This is a genomic window from Pontibacter sp. YIM B11418 (assembly GCF_059278805.1).
The window spans coordinates 98,389-114,916 of record NZ_JCAEMH010000001.1 but is presented as its reverse complement, the minus strand read 5'-3'; the positions used below and the strand labels follow the sequence as shown (position 1 = coordinate 114,916).

The following is a 16,528-nucleotide window of genomic DNA, read 5'->3' as shown; positions in this document are numbered from 1 at the left end:
AACAATTACCACAAAATCCTTAATTTTGCCTTTTGGCGCAAAAAGCAGAAAAACTAGTTTACGATGTCGATTTCAACAAAATATAACCCCAGAGAAGTAGAAGAGAAGTGGTACAGCAGCTGGATGCAGCGCGGCTTCTTCCGTTCTACCCCTAACCCGAAAAAGGAGCCTTACACTATCGTGATTCCGCCGCCAAACGTGACGGGCGTGCTGCACATGGGCCACATGCTCAACAACACGATTCAGGATGTGCTGATTCGTCGTGCGCGCATGAAGGGCAAGGAGGCTTGCTGGGTACCGGGCACCGACCACGCTTCCATCGCCACGGAGGCGAAGGTAGTGGCTATGCTCAAGGAAAGAGGCATTGAGAAGAAAGATATTTCCCGCGAGGAGTTCCTAACCTATGCCTGGGAGTGGAAAGAAAAGTACGGCGGCATCATTCTGGAGCAGCTCAAGAAGCTGGGCGCTTCCTGCGACTGGGACCGTACCCGCTTCACGATGGAAGATGACCTGAGTGCAGCCGTGATCGAGGTGTTTGTGGACCTGTACCGCAAAGGCCTGATCTACCGCGGTGTGCGCATGGTAAACTGGGACCCGCTGGGCCGTACCGCCCTTTCGGATGAAGAAGTAGTACCCAAAGATACCATGGCCAAAATGTACCACCTGAACTACGAAGTAGTAGGTACTTCAGAGCCGACTTATATCACCATAGCGACCTCTCGTCCGGAGACGGTCATGGCCGACGTAGCTGTGGCTGTAAATCCGAACGACGAACGCTATGCTCACCTGCACGGCAAGTCCGTTCGTATACCTTTGCTCGGCAAAGAAATTCCGGTGATTCTGGACGAGTACGTATCAATTGAGTTCGGTACGGGTGCCCTGAAAGTAACGCCAGCGCATGATCTGAACGACTACGAACTGGGCCAGAAGCACCAACTGCCGACCATCGACATCCTGAACGATGACGGCACCCTAAATGAAAAGGCACAGCTATACGTTGGTCAGGATCGTTTTGCTGCCCGTCGCAACATTGTAAAAGATTTGCAGGAAGCTGGTTTGCTGGTGAAAATCGACGAGTATGCGAGCGTGCTGCAGACCTCTGAGCGAACCGGTGCTGTAATTGAGCCGCGCTTGTCCATGCAGTGGTGGTGCAAAATGGAGGAGATGGCCAAGCCAGCACTCGACGCCGTGATGAATGACGAGATTCGTCTGCACCCGCCGAAGTTCAAGAACATGTACCGCTCCTGGATGGAGGGAATCCGCGACTGGTGTATCTCGCGCCAGCTATGGTGGGGACAGCGTATACCTGCCTACTACCTGCCAGACGGCTCGTTTGTAGTAGCAACCACGCCTGAAGACGCACTGGAACTGGCCCGCAAGCAAAGCGGCAACGCGAACCTGCAGGCAAGTGATCTGCGCCAAGATGATGACGTACTCGACACCTGGTTCTCGTCATGGCTGTGGCCGATCTCGGTGTTCGACGGCTTTAAAGACCCGGATAACAAAGACATCCTATACTATTACCCAACTAATGACCTGGTGACGGCTCCGGAGATCCTATTCTTCTGGGTAGCCCGAATGATCATGGCTGGTTACGAATTCCGCAAGGAGGCGCCTTTCCGCAACGTATACCTGACCGGTATCGTGCGCGACGCACAGGGCCGCAAGATGTCCAAATCGCTGGGCAACTCGCCGGACCCGCTCGATCTGATCGACCAATATGGTGCCGACGGCGTGCGTGCCGGTATGCTCTTCAGTTCGCCAGCTGGTAACGACCTTTTGTTCGACGAAAAACTGGTAGAACAGGGCCGTAACTTCAGCAACAAGATCTGGAACGCCTACCGCCTGATAAAAGGATGGGAAGTAGACGAGAACCTGCCGTGCCCGAACGAAACGGCCATGGCTTGGTTCGACTCCCGTTTCAACGAGGCCTTTGTGCAGTTGGAAGACCACTTCAGAAAATTCCGTATTTCGGACGCTTTGCTGACTGTGTACAAACTGGTATGGGACGACTTCTGTTCAAGCTACCTCGAAATGATCAAGCCGACCTACCAGCAGCCGATCGACAAGCAGACGCTCGATACGACCATAGTATACCTGGAGAAAATCCTGAAAGTGCTGCACCCGTTCATGCCATTCATTACTGAAGAGATTTGGCAGGACCTGAAAGAGCGCAAAGACAAGGAGTACCTGATTGTGGCTCCATGGCCAAAGCAGGACAAGTTCGACAAGGAACTGACGGAGAAAATGGAGAGTGTGCTGAAAATCGTAGCCGCTATCCGCAACATTCGTAACTCGAAGAACATATCACCGAACAAATCGCTTGATTTGGCGATCAAGGTGATGAACCAGGATGGGTATGACAACTTCATCAGCATCATCCGCAAGCTGGCCAACATCAACGAAATAACCCTTGTGCAGGAGAACGTAGAAGGCGCTATCAGCTTCGTAGAGGCCGGCGACGAGTTCTTCATCCCGATGGAAGGCAATATTGATGTGGAAGCTGAGCGGGAGCGTTTGGAGAAGGAGCTGGAGTACACCAGAGGCTTCCTGAACTCCGTTATAAAGAAGCTTAGCAATGAGCGTTTTGTAAGCGGTGCCCCGGAAACGGTAATTGCCAACGAGCGCAAGAAACAAGCCGATGCCGAAGCGAAGATTCACGCGATAGAGCAGAGTCTGGCTTCTTTGTAAGGTATAATTTTTTTAAAGTGGCAGCGGCCGTTCTCGTGAGGGAACGGCCGCTGTTTTTTTTGCTAGTGTAGCGGCGGTCGTTGCAGGTATAGCAACTTGCATTGCTTTGTAGCTTGCCCTGGCCGGGCGGGCCTTACTTTTTGTCTTGACACAAAAAGTAGGCAAAAAAGTCAAGACTCCCCAAACTCGCTGAACGCTCGAACAGTGGAGCGCCGAAAAATGCACCTGGCACAGCTACTTGCTTCGTTGCTTCCGGGGCAAGTTAGTCTCGCTATACCTGCCAGTGGTCTGAACTACAAAGCTATACTTACAAACTGGTAGTAGCTGCAACTCCCCCTTTGAAGGGGGCAGGGGGATGTTAATCGTGCACGAAGATTGCCTTTCCTGGACAAGCAGGAGCAGTTTGCCTCAGCATCTGTACAATCCTGTATATCTTTCCTAATCCTGAGAATCCTGATTCTTACTCAGCTCCACCACCAACCGATCCAGCTCATCTTTCACTTTCGGCATCAGATCGCTCAGGCCCTGCTTATTTTTCGGGTACACAAGTTCCACGTGGCGGTCGTCTATTTTGTATTCGAGCAAGCCTTGTTCGTCTTCGGTGAGGTAATAGAGTTTGATCAGTGCATTTGTGGTTGAAACAGCGTAAGTGCGAAACTTGAAATCGTTTTGGATGCGCTGTTGCGTGGGGGCTCTGTTCTCGAGGTAGCGCTGGGTTACGACTGTGTCAAGTGCCAGGGTGGTTTCGATCTGGTGAATGGCCTTGATATTGCCTTCGTCGAAACGCCACGTTTGTACATGGTGTTTGCCTTGCTGTCTGGCGCTGTATTTACTTTGCGAAAGATTGATGCTGGACATCACATAAAATAGCTCCAGATCGCTCTCTACAGTCCGCATGGAAGGGCTCAGCGTGGCGTTGTCACTGATAAAGACGGAGGTGTTGGCTAGGATCTTTACGTCTTTGTTGAGATCCTGGCTCAGCTGAAGATTGCTATCCTGGCTGAAAATAAACGAAACAAGTATAGGAAGCAGAAGCGATAGTGGTGTCATGTTTTTGTGGTTTATACCTGTTTCCCTATACTCAAATACCGTGCAGAAAGCTACAGAGCAGAGCTATCCACTACGCGCCAGGTAATATTACCATTGTTCACTTCGTATTTCAGAATCATGTAGCCACCGATGTGCCCATCCTCATAATAGGCCATGGCAAAGCGGTCGTTCAGGATGCGGCTGTCGCGTATGGCCATGGTGCCGCCCGCTACGCCCTCTCTAGGTATAAGCTGCCCTTGCTTGCGGCTCAGGTCGTTCATCAGATCCACCTCCGGGTTGCGCAGGCCTTTTTTTCGCAGCTTCTGGATGTCGCTTTCACTCAGACTGCCCATTTCATCCACAAACTCTACCCCGCCCGGAGGCACCACTGCCATCGTATCAGGAGGCAGCACCATCTCTTCCAGAGAGTCGGTTTCGGCTGCCTCTTGTTCCAGTTGCTGGCCGGTTTCAGCCAGTTTATTATCAGCTATACGCAGTCGGCTCTCGGCGTCATTTTTTTGCCAGTAGAAGTAAACGGCTGCGAACAGAAAGATGGCGGCTATTATCCAGGCGATAGCGGTTCTCATGGTAGGATGTGCTGATTTTTGTATAATGAAGTGCTAATATACATCTAAACGCGACATAAAGATTCAATTAATCTATCTCCAAGGTCGGCCCCACAACTTCCATCTCATTGTCTGCGAATATCTTTGCAATCCGCTCCCTGGAAGGCTCTTCTTTCAGCGCAGCCATGGTCACAAAGAAATCCTCCAGTTTGCCGGCAGGCTGCACTGTCACGGTCATCTTCGCCAGCTGGCTCACTTGTGTCCAGGCGTGTGGGACTTTCCGGGGCAGAAAGATAGTGTCTCCCGCCTTGAGCCGGTATTTGTCTGTGCCAACCTGAAAATAGTATTCGCCTTCCACCACATAGAAAACCTCATCCTGGAAATGGTGGATGTGCAGCGGCGTTCCCCTCTTTGGTGACAAACCTGTCTGCTCGAATATAGCGAAGCCGCCATTAGTATCCTTGCCGGACACTTTCAGGTCAAGGATGTTGGAATTGACGCCCTTCAACTCAATGTGCCCATGCAGTCTGCCTTCTCCGGCTTTTACTCTGAATCCCTTGGCATCTCTGAAATCGACTAAGTCCGCCTTCACATAGGAAGAGAGGGGAATGGAGGCTAATAGCATCACGATGAATTTGCTTCTCTGCATGGCTGGCGATTTTAGAAATGACCTATAGGTATAGCCTATACCTGATGTTTACGTGTGAATGATAAAACAGCAGCGGCTTGACACCAAAAAAGCCTGCCCCATTTTCTAAGGCAGGCTTTCTGTTTATACCTAGAGTCTTTTGTCCTTTGTCAAAGAACTCCTTTGTCAAAACTAGATTGACTGGTTCACATCGAAGTTCTCGAGGTAGTCAGCTACACGGCGCACAAACATGCCACCCAGCGAGCCGTCCACTACGCGGTGGTCGTACGAGTGCGACAGGAACATGAAGTGACGAACACCAATCAGGTCGCCCTCCGGCGTCTCGATTACTGCAGGCTTCTTCTTGATAGCACCCACGGCCATAATAGCTACTTGCGGCTGCATGATAATCGGTGTGCCCATCACGTTGCCAAATGATCCCACGTTCGATACGGTATAAGTACCGCCCGACAGGTCGTCTGGTGTCAGTTTGTTGATGCGGCCACGGTTAGCCAAGTCGTTCACCTTCTTGGTCAGACCGTTCAGGTTTAGCTGGTCGGCGTTCTTGATGTTTGGCACGATCAGGTTACCGCTTGGCAGGGCCACTGCCATACCTATGTTGATATCTTTGTGACGGATGATGTTGCCACCGTCCACGGACACATTGATCATCGGGAAGTCTTTGATCGCCTTGGCAATCGCATCGATGAAGATTGGCGTAAACGTCAGGTTCTCACCTTCGCGTCTCTTATAATCGTTTTTCCACTTGTTGCGCCAGTTCACAATATTGGTCACATCGGCCTCCACGAAAGAAGTTACGTGCGGCGAAATACGCTTGCTGTCTACCATGCGGTCGGCAATCATTTTGCGCATGCGGTCCATCTCGATGATCTCGACGTTTCCGCTGTAAGAAGCAGCTGGTTTGGAAGCGGCAGGAGCAGCCTGAGGCTGTGGCTGAGCAGCAGGTGCCGGAGCGGCCTGCGGTTGCGGTGCAGCGGCAGGAGCTTGTGCTTGTGGCTGAGCCTGTGGAGCAGCAGCTTGCTGCGGTGCGTTTTTGCGGCTCTCTACGTAGGTCAGGATGTCTTTCTTAGACACACGACCTTCTTTGCCGGTGCCTGGTACATACTCCAGTTCCTGCATTGAGATACCTTCTTCGCGGGCAATGTTGAGCACAAGCGGCGAGTAGAAACGGCCGGAAGCTGGCTGGTCGAGTTTAGCTACGGCGCCGTCACCAGAAGCGGCTGCAGGTTGAGCGGCTGCTTGAGGCGCAGGTGCGGCGGCAGGTGCTTCTGTAGCAGCCGGAGCAGCAGGAGCGGCGGTGTCTTCGCCATTGGTAGAGATGATCGCGATCGGGGCGCCTACGGCTACCACGTCACCTTCCTGTACCAGTATCTCCTTCAGTACACCACCCTGAATGGCAGGTACTTCCGTGTCCACTTTGTCTGTAGCTACTTCCAGCACCGATTCGTCCTGCTCAATCGTGTCACCCACGCTTTTGAGCCATTTCAGAACGGTACCTTCCATGATACTCTCACCCATTTTGGGCATAATCATTTCTACAAGTGCCATATTTTATTTATTCGTTGTTCTTTTAAGGGACAGTTTTTGGGCCGCAGAAAACAGAAAGGCAAAGCCACGCTATACCTGGCGACCCGAATTTGCAAACAAAGTTAAGGATTTTAGCCTATTCATCAACGGCTATATTCAAACTTTGGCGTACGAGGTTGAGCACAGCCAAGGCAGTATACTCAATATTGAGCTGTCGGTTTTTGTTGTATTGCAAAAGTTTGGCCTTGGCGCCGTGCTGGTCGGCATAAGCGATCCAAATGGTGCCGACTGGCTTTTCGGGTGTGCCGCCAGCAGGACCCGCAATGCCGCTGGTAGCTACACCAATATCCGTTCCCAGCTTCTGGCGCACGTTTTGGGCCATTTCCAGTACCGTAGCTTCGCTCACGGCACCATGCTCTTGCAGCGTTTCGGGTTTCACGCCCAGCACATTCGTTTTCACACTATTATCGTAAGCCACCACACTACCGATAAAGTAAGCGGAACTGCCCGCTACGCTCGTCAGGCGGTGCGCCAGATAGCCACCTGTGCAGCTTTCGGCAGTGGAAATAGTCAGGCCGCGTTCTTTTAACAGTTTTCCCAAGGCTTCCTCGAGCGGCACTTCGCCATGCGCAAAAATATATTTAGGTATAAGGGCGTCCAGTTTGGCGACTTCCGTTTCCAGTTCTTTCTCCAGCTGTTCGGCATGTTCGGCTATACCTGTCAGGCGCAGGCGCACACCGCCCAGATGAGGCAGGTAGGCCAGTTTAATGTGGGGCGGCAATTTTGTCTCCCACTCGTCCAGCCTTTCAGCCAGCATCGACTCTGCTATACCTACCGTCTGGATAACTTTGTGGATGATATGCGGGGTTTTGAAAAAGGCTTTGAGCTGCGGCAGCACAATATCGGTCATCATGCGCTTCATCTCAAACGGCACCCCTGGCATCGATACGTATACCTTGCCCGCCTCCTCAAACCACATACCCGGCGCCGTACCCAGCACATTGCGCACAGGTTTGCACGAAGCCGGCAAAAAAGCCTGCTGCCGGTTCAACTCCGTCAGGGCAAACCCACGACTTGCAAACAACTCCGTCACATCGGCCAGCGATTGCGCATCGAGTTTGAGTTCGGTATGGAAGTAATCCGTGAGTACGTTTTTGGTGAGGTCGTCTTTGGTGGGGCCGAGGCCACCAGTCATCAGAATGATGTCGGCGCGGGTTTTGGCATTGTCAAGCGCCTCCACAATGTGGCCGGCCTCATCCGATACCGACGTGATTTGTTTCACCCGTATACCTATCCTGGCAAGTTCCGTCCCCATCCACGCCGAGTTGGTGTCCACTATCTGCCCGTAAAGTATTTCGTCGCCTATGGTGATGATTTCTGCGTGTACCGTTTTCATGTTAAATTTTTTTGGTCTGATTTGTGTGTTGCAAAGGAAAACCCATTCAAGTTAAAGATGTTCGCCTGAATTAGCGCATCGCTGCGGTTATTTTCTGTATTTTCGACCCGGCTGTCAGGTATAGGCCTGCATCTTTGTGAATTTAACTTTAAACCCATGAAAAAATTACTCTACACCTCCCTTGTCGCCCTTTCCCTTGGCGCTTCAGCCTGTACGGTGGCCGATATTCAGCGAACAGTTGACGGCGTGATGGCCGGAACCGGTACGGGAGCCGTTGTTACCCGCGATGAAGTAGCTACAGGCCTGAGGCAGGCACTGGAGGTAGGCATCACCAAAGGCTCTAACCAGGCATCCCAGACTGATGGATTTTATAAGAACTCGCTGATCCGTATACCTTTTCCGCCGGATGTGCAGAAGGTGGAAAACACGCTTCGTCAGGTAGGTTTAGGCAAAGAGGTGGACCGCTTCGTGATGACGCTGAACCGTGGAGCTGAAGACGCTGCCAAGAGTGCCGTGCCTATTTTCGTGAATGCCATCAAGCAAATGACGATACAGGATGCCTGGGGCATTCTGAAAGGCGACAAGGACGCAGCCACCCAATACCTCAAACGGACGACTTCCACGCAATTGCAGGCAGCCTTTATGCCGGTGATACGACAGTCGTTGGAGAAGACCAACGCTACCCGCTACTACACCGACCTGGTGACCAGGTATAACCAGATTCCGTTGGTGCAGAAGGTGAACCCGAACCTGGACGAATACGCCACCCAAAAAGCCATGGACGGCCTTTTTACGCTGGTAGCCCAAGAAGAGGCGAACATACGCGAGAACCCGATTGCCCGCACCACGGAACTGCTGCGCAGGGTGTTTGCCAAAGAAAACCAGTCCTAAGCTATACCTGTTATACCGCTTCAGAAAGCCCGCTGTATCGTTTGGTACGGCGGGCTTTCTTTTTTGCAAAACATTAGAACCGGATTGAAAGTACAATACACAAAATTTTAAGAGTGAGTTAGATACACTTTTTCGCCCCCTGTCACCTATGGAAAACAAACGCTTCAAATACAGTCCGATTACGAAAGAGAAAGACCTGGATATCCTGATCGAGCAAATCGGAGATGCCCGGGTCGTGATGTTGGGGGAGGCCTCGCATGGTACGTCGGAGTACTATACCTGGCGCACGGCCATCTCGAAGCGTTTAATCGAGGACAAGGGCTTTGGCTTTATAGCCGTGGAAGGCGACTGGCCGGAGTGCTACACGGTGAACCGCTTCGTGAAAGGCTACCAGAATTCGGGGCGCAGGATTGCAGAGGTGCTGGAGGTATACCGCCGCTGGCCTACCTGGATGTGGGCCAATTGGGAGGTCGCCGCCCTTGTGGAGTGGATCCGGGACTTCAACCACCTGCGGCAGGTACAGGACAAAATAGGCTTTTACGGTTTAGATGTGTACAGTCTGTGGGAGTCGCTCGAGCAGGTGCTCAAATACATGGAGCAGCGCGACGGTAAAGCTGCCGAGGCCGCCCGTGCCGTCGTTCGCTGCTTCGAACCCTTCCACCGAGACCCGCAAACCTACGCGCAAGCCACTGCCTTTGTGCCCACCGACTGCCAGGATGAAGTAGTGCAGATGCTTGAGCAGGTTTCGCGACGCCCCGTTTACCCCGACGATCCCGAGCACGAGTTCAGTACGACCCAAAATGCGCTGGTGGCAGTCAATGCCGAAAAATACTACCGTGCCATGATCAGGGGAGGAGGGGGATCCTGGAACGTGCGTGACTCGCACATGATGGAAACCCTGGACCGTCTGCTCGAATTCCACGGACCGAATGCCAAAGCGATTGTATGGGAGCACAATACCCACATTGGTGACGCCAGGTATACTGACATGGCGGACGACGGTATGTTTAACATTGGGCAGCTGGCCCGCGAGCGTTTCGGCCGTGACCAGGTGAAGTTAGTTGGTTTCGGCAGCTACCAGGGTAATGTGATCGCGAGCCGCTCTTGGGGAGCGCCCATGCAGAAAATGGACATGCCGCCTGCCCGCGAGGGTAGTTGGGAACACATGCTGCACGAGATGAGCACCGACGACAAGATCATCCTCTCCAAAGACCTGAAAGCTATACCTGAATTGCAGCAAACTATCCCGCACCGAGCCATCGGCGTGGTATACGACCCCAAAATGGAACACTTCGGCAACTACGTCCCCACCGTTATACCTGAGCGCTACGACGCCTTCCTCTACTTCGACGAAACAGAGGGCGTGCACCCACTGCACATGAAGGTGCGCGGCGGCAAAGAGCCGGAGCTATACCCCTGGAATTATTGAGTGCAAAAAAAAGCTGCCTGCATTTAAACAGACAGCCTTTTGCTATACCTAAAAGATTTTTGAGAGGCTATGCCATATTATGGTAAACCGCCTGCACGTCATCGTCTTCTTCGATCTTCTCTACCAGGTTTTCGATCTCCTCGGCCTGCTCGTCCGTCAGCTCCATACGGGTGTTTGGTACACGCTGTAGCTCGGCACTGATCACATTAAGCTCTTTCTCTTCCAGCGCTTTTTGCATGGCTCCGAAGTCAGTAAAGGCAGTCTCCACAATGATCTCGCCTTCGTGTTCGTAGATGTCTTCTGCACCGGCGTCGATCAGTTCCAACTCCAGTTCTTCAATATCGAGACCCTCAGCAGCAATCTTAAAAATGCCTTTGCGAGTGAAGATAAAGTCCAGAGAGCCGGTCTTGCCTACAGCGCCGCCTGCACGCGAAAAGTATACGCGCATGTTGGCGATGGTACGGTTTAGGTTGTCTGTCGCTGTCTCTACCAGAATGGCGATGCCGTGCGGACCGTAGCCCTCGTATACTACTTCTTCGTAATCTTTTTCTTCCTTGGACGAGGCACGCTTAATGGCCGCTTCCACGCGGTCTTTCGGCATGTTCACGCCTTTCGCGTTGTTGATGGCCGTACGAAGTCGGGAGTTGGTTTCCGGGTTAGGACCAGCTTCCTTCACTGCCATCACGATCTCTTTGCCGAGGCGCGTAAAGGCCTTCGACATCTTGTCCCAACGCTTAAACTTACGGGCTTTTCTAAATTCAAATGCTCTTCCCATGGTATCTGGTTAAGTATTATGTCTTACAAATTTAGGCAGCTTAACTGTAAATTGGTATAGCTGCCTGAAAAACCTTGCACGATTTGCCATCAGAGCCATACCTAGTCTACCAGCTAGCTACTTCCTTGCCGAATTTGGCTGCCTGGCCTGTATGTGGTAGTCTGTGATGTAGAGGTGCTGGTCGCAGAAACTGTACTCGTGCACAATGTTGGACCCTACAACGATCAGCCTTCCCTCTTTGTTGGCCGCCACATGTTCCTGATACCAGCTCACGCCTTCCTGATCGAGGTTGGTGGTTGGCTCGTCGAGTACCAGCAGTTTGGTATCAGAATAGATGGCCAGCCCCAACTTCAGGCGCTGTTTCATACCTGACGAGAAATCCTTTACATACTTGTGACGTGACTTCTGCAGGCCCATCCGCTCTATCAGGTCTTCGTGCGACAGGTTTTGGCGCAAAGGCTTAAAACGGGTATGAAAAGCAATCATCTCCAGTAGCGTCAACTCCTCTACCAACTCGAGGTAGGGCGCCGTAAGCGAGAGCTGGCGATAAGCTTTGTCCGGCTCGACCGCTTTGCCATCGATCAGGTAAGTGATTTCACCTTCGGAGTGCAGGTTATGGCCGGTTATAACAGTAAGAAGAGTGGATTTACCGGACCCGTTATGCCCCAATATGGCATACGAGGTGCCTGACTCCAGGGTATAGGTCAGGTTCCGGAAAATCCACTCGTAATTGTAGCGTTTACCTAAGTTGCTTAGGTTAATTTGCATCTTTTGAGAAGTAGCTCTTAATGATACCACGACCCGAGTCACGCACAAAATTGATGATCTCGTCACGCTCTCGGCTAGGGGCCATCTCCAGTTCAATCTTGTCCAGGGCCTCGGTGGTGTTAATGCCGCTCATAAACAGGATGCGGTAGATCTGCTGTACCTCGTTGATTTGCTCGCTGTTGAACCCTCTGCGGCGTAGGCCGATGGAGTTGATGCCGGCATAGGTAAGCGGCTCGCGTGCTGCCTTCACAAAAGGAGGCACGTCTTTGCGAACCAGCGAACCACCCGAGATCATGGCGTGGGCACCGATCTTAACGAATTGGTGAACAGCACTCGAACCTCCGATAATGGCATAGTCGCCCATCTCCACGTGGCCGGCCATCTGCACGGCGTTCACCACGATGCAGTTGTTGCCCACGATGCAGTCGTGCGCAATGTGCGCATAGGACATGATCAGGCAGTTGCTGCCCACTACGGTCTTCATCTTGTCGATGGTGCCGCGGCTGATGGTCACGCACTCTCTGATCACGGTGTTGTCACCGATGATGGCGGTCGTCTCCTCGCCGGCGAACTTCAGGTCCTGTGGCACAGAAGAGATAACGGCTCCCGGGTATATTTTGCAGTTCTTGCCAATGCGGGCGCCTTCCATGATGGTCACGTTGGGACCAATCCAGGTGCCTTCTCCGATCTCTACATTCTTGTAGATGGTGGAAAAAGGCTCTACGACCACATTCTGGGCGATTCTGGCCTCTGGGTGGATGTATGCTAACGGCTGATTCATGCGTCTTTCTTTACTATACTTGCCGACATCTCTGCCTCCATTACCAGTTGGCCGCCCACGAAGGCCTGACCAGACATTTTGGCAATACCCCGCTTAACAGGGGCAAGCAATTCACATTTAAAAATGATGGTATCGCCAGGAATTACCTTGCGCTTAAAGCGGCAGCGGTCTATACCTAGGAAATAAGTCCAATAGTCTTCCGGGTTCTCCACCGTGTTCAGGACCAGGATTCCGCCCGTCTGGGCCATCGCCTCGATCTGAATCACACCTGGTAGCACCGGGTTGCCCGGGAAGTGGCCCTGGAAAAAAGGTTCGTTCATGGTCACGTTCTTAACGCCCGTTACCGTGGTTTCGTCTAAGTGGATGATCTTATCTATCAGCAGGAAAGGGTATCGGTGCGGCAGAGTGGCCGCAATCTGGTTAATGTCCATTACCGGTGGCTTCTTGGGGTCGTAGGTGGGTACGTTCTTAATCGAAGCTTCCTGTATGAGTTTTTTAACACGGCGTGCAAAAGCGATGTTAGCAGCGTGACCCGGTCTTGCAGCCAGAATCTGTCCTTTGATCGGGCGGCCGATCAGGGCGAGGTCACCCATCAGGTCGAGTAGCTTGTGGCGGGCCATTTCGTTTTTGAAGCGGAGCTCTGTGTTGTTCAGAATACCTTCTTCCTCAACTTTCACCTTTTTCTTGCCCAGCAGGTCAGCCAGGTACTCCAACTCACCTTCCTCTACCACGCGGTCCACGATCACGATGGCGTTGTCCAGGTCACCGCCTTTGATCAGGTTTTGCTTGTAGAGTGCCTCCAGTTCGTGCAGGAAGCAGAAGGTACGGCAAGGCGCCACCTGCTCCTGAAACTGGCTCATGTCCGTAATAGAGGCGTGCTGGCTGCCCAGTACAGGCGAATTATAGTCCACCATCACGGTCAGGCGATAGTCGTCGAGCGGGAGGGCGGCAATTTCAACACCACGCTTCTCGTCTTTGTAGCTCACGCCTTCTGTTATCTCAAAGTAGTTGCGCAGGGCGTTCTGCTCTTGCAATCCTACTTCCAGCAGGGCTTTTACGAACTCGATGGAAGAGCCGTCCATGATCGGAGGTTCCGGGCCGTCGAGTTCAATCAGCACATTGTCAATCTGCAGGCCTACCAGCGCGGCCAGGGTATGCTCCACTGTGTTCACGCGCGCGCCGTTCTGCTCAATGGTCGTGCCACGCGAAAGGTCCACCACATTGTCCACGTCCACATTCACAGTCGGCTGACCCTCAAGGTCGATGCGCTGGAATTTGTAGCCATGGTTTGCAGGGGCGGGCTTAAAAGTCATGTTTGACACAATGCCCGTATGCAATCCAATGCCCGATACAGTTACCGGACCCTTGATAGTGTGCTGTTTATAATTCATTTAATGTTTCGTTGTTAACTTGTAGCGATACTTTCGTTGCTGTAGCGCACAGAGTATGAGCGGATTTACAGCGGAGGGAGCATTGCGAGTGCAAACTTAAGATTTTATACACTGCCTGCCAATTTTAATTGAGGGCTTGGGGCAGTAGCAGCCTGAAATCTTAATTCTTCTCTTTCAGCTCGTCCAGAACACGCTGTAATTCCGGCAATTTGCGGAACACGGTGATGGCTTTGAGGTTTTGTTTGTAGTCGAAGGCAGGGGAGCCCTGGATAACGGTGCCCGACTCTTTCACGGATTTGGAGACGCCTGACTGCGCGCCAATGGTGGTTTTGTCGGCGATGCTGATGTGGCCCACGATGCCTACCTGACCGGCAATCACGCAGTTGTTTCCTATCTTAGTGGACCCGGATATGCCTGTTTGGGAGGCGATTACGGTGTGTTGGCCAATCTCCACGTTATGGGCTACCTGCACGAGGTTATCGATCTTAGTGCCTTTGCGGATGATAGTGGAGCCCATGGTAGCGCAGTCGATGGTGGTGTTAGCACCAATGTTCACATCGTCCTCCAGCACCACATTGCCGATCTGCGGCACATTTTTGTAAGTGCCGTCGGGCTGTGGAGCAAAACCGAAGCCGTCGCTGCCCAGCACCACACCGGCATGCAGGGTGCAGTTAGCGCCCACTACGGTGTTGGCGTACAGCTTCACGCCTGCGAAAATGGTAGTATTGTCGCCAATGGTAACATTATCGCCGATGTATACCTGCGGGTAGATGCGTACATTCTGGCCGATTTTGCAGTTGTTGCCGATGTAAGAGAAGGCACCACGGTAATGACCTTCGCCTATTTCGCTGCCAGCTCCGATGAAGCAGGGCTCTTCCACGCCAACCTTAGCAGCTAGCACGGCCTGCTGGTAATAAGCCAATAGGGTTGAGAAACTGGAATAGGGGTCCGCTACACGGATAAGCGAGGCGGAAACAGGCTTTTTTAGCTCCAGTTTATCCGATACGATCACCGCACTTGCTCCGGTAGTATAAAGAAATGGTTCATATTTTAGGTTAGACAAAAAAGCGAGCGCCCCAGTTTGGGCCTCTTCAATTTTGGCTAATGTGCTGACCTTTACCGTATTGTCTCCTTCAACTTCTCCCTTCAAAAGGTCCGCAATCTGTTGAATAGTGAATTCCATCTTGTAAAATTAGAGCAAATAATAAATTGTGCTAAGCTTTGGGGGCGCAAAATTAACAAAAACTTAACGCTGCACGGCATATTCTGCCGTAGATTATGGAGAGTATAAGCAAATCCCGTGCAAATCCTATAGCCGGTTTCTACAAAGCCGCTACTTCTTTCGGGTAACAGACAAAGTATTTCTCCACTTTGTTGCTCAGCGCCTGTATGTTGGGCAGGTCTGAGGCATCGGCCACGTTCACCACATAACCCGTTTTGGTCAGCACATCAATCGACTGCCCCTCGGACATGTAAGCACTATTGCTGATGCGGCCCGAGATCATCAGGTATTTCACGTTTTCCGGTTGCACCTGGAAGCGCTCCATCACCAGTTCGCTTATACCCAGCATCATCTCTTCGTCAATTGGTTTGCTCGAGATGTATACCTTGAACAGCTTGCGGTTGAGGATGCTTTTGGAAAGATAGGAGATGACCGGGTCGGGGTGGGCAGCCCACTCTTTTATACCGCTCCAAACGTCGTGGTCGTCCAATGAGACGAAGCGCTCCAGGATGCTGCCATCTTTTTGGAAGTCTTCCATGGTGAGGTTGGAGGACAAAAAGTACTTGAGGCAGGGACTGGCCGGCACATCTATACCTTGCTGCAGGAGCTCGCGGGCACGCTGCACGGTGCGTAACACCATGTGCTCGGCACTAATCACGGTTTTGTGCAGGTATACCTGCCAGTACATCAGGCGGCGGCTCACCAGGAAGTTCTCGATGCTGTAAATGGCCTTTTCTTCCACCACCAGTTTATCGTTGGCCACATCCAGCATTTTGATGAGGCGGTCGGCACCGATCTTTCCTTCGTATACACCAGTATAGAAACTGTCGCGGTTCAGGTAGTCGAGGCGGTCTACGTCGAGCTGGCTCGAAACCAGCTGATGAAAGAAGCGACGCTCATAGGTATCTGTGAAAATTTTGATGGCAAGGCTCAATCTGCCACCAAACTCTTCGTTAAGCAAGTGCATGATGTGCAGCGAGAGGTGCTCGTGGTGCACTTCCTGGAAAATGGCCGTTTCCAGCGCATGCGAAAAAGGCCCGTGGCCCACGTCGTGCAAAAGTATGGCGATAAGCGAGGCCTCAAACTCGGCGTCGGATATTTCGTTGTTTTTACCACGCAGCGTATTCAGGGCCAGGTTCATGAGGTGCATGGCCCCCAACGCGTGGTGAAAACGGGTATGCAGGGCGCCCGGGTATACCATCTCGGTCAGCCCCAATTGCTTGATCCTGCGCAGACGCTGGAAATAGGGATGGTCGATGATGTCGAACAGTAATTCAGACGGCACCGTGATGAAACCGTATACAGGGTCATTTAATATTTTTTTCTTATTCACAAAAACCGAGGTTTTTAATTGTTAAATTGCTAATCGTTAATCGGTTGCTCGAGCAGGAGCCGGATCAGCCTGACGTCTTA

14 protein-coding genes are annotated in these 16,528 nt (G+C 52.1%); 3 read left to right on the top strand and 11 right to left on the bottom strand.

Annotation, left to right across the window (positions count from 1 at the left end):
- The first annotated feature begins 63 nt into the window (after positions 1–63).
- The gene (locus AC4QZR_RS00405; RefSeq protein ID WP_494479161.1) at positions 64–2,691 is read left to right on the top strand and encodes a valine--tRNA ligase; all 2,628 of its coding nucleotides are present in this window, start codon (positions 64–66) and stop codon (positions 2,689–2,691) included.
- A 438-nt stretch (positions 2,692–3,129) separates the two neighbouring features.
- Here AC4QZR_RS00405 and AC4QZR_RS00400 read toward each other — a convergent pair whose 3' ends face one another.
- From AC4QZR_RS00400 to AC4QZR_RS00380, 5 genes are all read right to left on the bottom strand, one after another.
- Positions 3,130–3,741 (bottom strand): hypothetical protein, encoded by a 612-nt coding sequence (locus AC4QZR_RS00400; protein ID WP_494479160.1) that lies wholly within the window; start codon positions 3,739–3,741, stop codon positions 3,130–3,132.
- 50 nt (positions 3,742–3,791) lie between these two features.
- Positions 3,792–4,307, bottom strand: coding sequence for a hypothetical protein (locus AC4QZR_RS00395; RefSeq protein ID WP_494479159.1), 516 nt, complete (start codon positions 4,305–4,307; stop codon positions 3,792–3,794).
- Between the two features lie 67 nt (positions 4,308–4,374).
- On the bottom strand, positions 4,375–4,935 hold the full coding sequence (locus AC4QZR_RS00390; protein ID WP_494479158.1) for a cupin domain-containing protein: 561 nt from the start codon (positions 4,933–4,935) through the stop codon (positions 4,375–4,377).
- A 171-nt stretch (positions 4,936–5,106) separates the two neighbouring features.
- Entirely contained in the window at positions 5,107–6,483 is a 1,377-nt protein-coding gene (locus AC4QZR_RS00385; protein WP_494479157.1) for a dihydrolipoamide acetyltransferase family protein, read from the bottom strand.
- 115 nt (positions 6,484–6,598) lie between these two features.
- Entirely contained in the window at positions 6,599–7,858 is a 1,260-nt protein-coding gene (locus tag AC4QZR_RS00380) for a competence/damage-inducible protein A (RefSeq protein ID WP_494479156.1), read from the bottom strand.
- A 156-nt stretch (positions 7,859–8,014) separates the two neighbouring features.
- Here AC4QZR_RS00380 and AC4QZR_RS00375 point away from each other — a divergent pair, with 156 nt between their 5' ends.
- Positions 8,015–8,749 carry a DUF4197 domain-containing protein gene (locus tag AC4QZR_RS00375; protein ID WP_253400525.1) on the top strand — a complete coding sequence of 245 codons (735 nt, stop codon included), beginning with the start codon at positions 8,015–8,017 and terminating at the stop codon, positions 8,747–8,749.
- 148 nt (positions 8,750–8,897) lie between these two features.
- On the top strand, positions 8,898–10,178 hold the full coding sequence (locus tag AC4QZR_RS00370; RefSeq protein ID WP_494479155.1) for an erythromycin esterase family protein: 1,281 nt from the start codon (positions 8,898–8,900) through the stop codon (positions 10,176–10,178).
- Positions 10,179–10,245: 67 nt separating this feature from the next.
- Here the strand turns inward: AC4QZR_RS00370 and AC4QZR_RS00365 are convergent, their stop codons facing one another.
- The 6 genes from AC4QZR_RS00365 to AC4QZR_RS00340 all read right to left on the bottom strand — a co-directional run bounded on the left by AC4QZR_RS00365 (position 10,246) and on the right by AC4QZR_RS00340 (position 16,448).
- Entirely contained in the window at positions 10,246–10,953 is a 708-nt protein-coding gene (locus AC4QZR_RS00365) for a YebC/PmpR family DNA-binding transcriptional regulator (protein WP_494479154.1), read from the bottom strand.
- A 117-nt stretch (positions 10,954–11,070) separates the two neighbouring features.
- Positions 11,071–11,721: an ABC transporter ATP-binding protein gene (locus AC4QZR_RS00360; protein ID WP_494479153.1), complete on the bottom strand. Its 651-nt coding sequence runs from the start codon at positions 11,719–11,721 to the stop codon at positions 11,071–11,073.
- Positions 11,711–12,502 carry an acyl-ACP--UDP-N-acetylglucosamine O-acyltransferase gene (gene lpxA / locus AC4QZR_RS00355; RefSeq protein ID WP_188502909.1) on the bottom strand — a complete coding sequence of 264 codons (792 nt, stop codon included), beginning with the start codon at positions 12,500–12,502 and terminating at the stop codon, positions 11,711–11,713. The genes AC4QZR_RS00360 and lpxA overlap by 11 nt, the downstream gene beginning before the upstream one ends.
- Positions 12,499–13,893: a bifunctional UDP-3-O-[3-hydroxymyristoyl] N-acetylglucosamine deacetylase/3-hydroxyacyl-ACP dehydratase gene (locus AC4QZR_RS00350; protein WP_253400521.1), complete on the bottom strand. Its 1,395-nt coding sequence runs from the start codon at positions 13,891–13,893 to the stop codon at positions 12,499–12,501. Before AC4QZR_RS00350 ends, lpxA begins: the two co-directional genes overlap by 4 nt.
- Before the next feature lie 160 nt (positions 13,894–14,053).
- Positions 14,054–15,076 (bottom strand): UDP-3-O-(3-hydroxymyristoyl)glucosamine N-acyltransferase, encoded by a 1,023-nt coding sequence (lpxD, locus tag AC4QZR_RS00345; protein WP_253400520.1) that lies wholly within the window; start codon positions 15,074–15,076, stop codon positions 14,054–14,056.
- Positions 15,077–15,215: 139 nt separating this feature from the next.
- Positions 15,216–16,448: an HD domain-containing protein gene (locus tag AC4QZR_RS00340; protein ID WP_494479152.1), complete on the bottom strand. Its 1,233-nt coding sequence runs from the start codon at positions 16,446–16,448 to the stop codon at positions 15,216–15,218.
- Positions 16,449–16,528: the final 80 nt, after the last annotated feature.

Coding starts and splice junctions, on each gene's coding strand:
- AC4QZR_RS00405 (WP_494479161.1), top strand. CDS start 64: ATGTCGATTTCAACAAAATATAACCCCAGAGAAGTAGAAGAGAAGTGG.
- AC4QZR_RS00400 (WP_494479160.1), bottom strand. CDS start 3,741: ATGACACCACTATCGCTTCTGCTTCCTATACTTGTTTCGTTTATTTTC.
- AC4QZR_RS00395 (WP_494479159.1), bottom strand. CDS start 4,307: ATGAGAACCGCTATCGCCTGGATAATAGCCGCCATCTTTCTGTTCGCA.
- AC4QZR_RS00390 (WP_494479158.1), bottom strand. CDS start 4,935: ATGCAGAGAAGCAAATTCATCGTGATGCTATTAGCCTCCATTCCCCTC.
- AC4QZR_RS00385 (WP_494479157.1), bottom strand. CDS start 6,483: ATGGCACTTGTAGAAATGATTATGCCCAAAATGGGTGAGAGTATCATG.
- AC4QZR_RS00380 (WP_494479156.1), bottom strand. CDS start 7,858: ATGAAAACGGTACACGCAGAAATCATCACCATAGGCGACGAAATACTT.
- AC4QZR_RS00375 (WP_253400525.1), top strand. CDS start 8,015: ATGAAAAAATTACTCTACACCTCCCTTGTCGCCCTTTCCCTTGGCGCT.
- AC4QZR_RS00370 (WP_494479155.1), top strand. CDS start 8,898: ATGGAAAACAAACGCTTCAAATACAGTCCGATTACGAAAGAGAAAGAC.
- AC4QZR_RS00365 (WP_494479154.1), bottom strand. CDS start 10,953: ATGGGAAGAGCATTTGAATTTAGAAAAGCCCGTAAGTTTAAGCGTTGG.
- AC4QZR_RS00360 (WP_494479153.1), bottom strand. CDS start 11,721: ATGCAAATTAACCTAAGCAACTTAGGTAAACGCTACAATTACGAGTGG.
- lpxA (WP_188502909.1), bottom strand. CDS start 12,502: ATGAATCAGCCGTTAGCATACATCCACCCAGAGGCCAGAATCGCCCAG.
- AC4QZR_RS00350 (WP_253400521.1), bottom strand. CDS start 13,893: ATGAATTATAAACAGCACACTATCAAGGGTCCGGTAACTGTATCGGGC.
- lpxD (WP_253400520.1), bottom strand. CDS start 15,076: ATGGAATTCACTATTCAACAGATTGCGGACCTTTTGAAGGGAGAAGTT.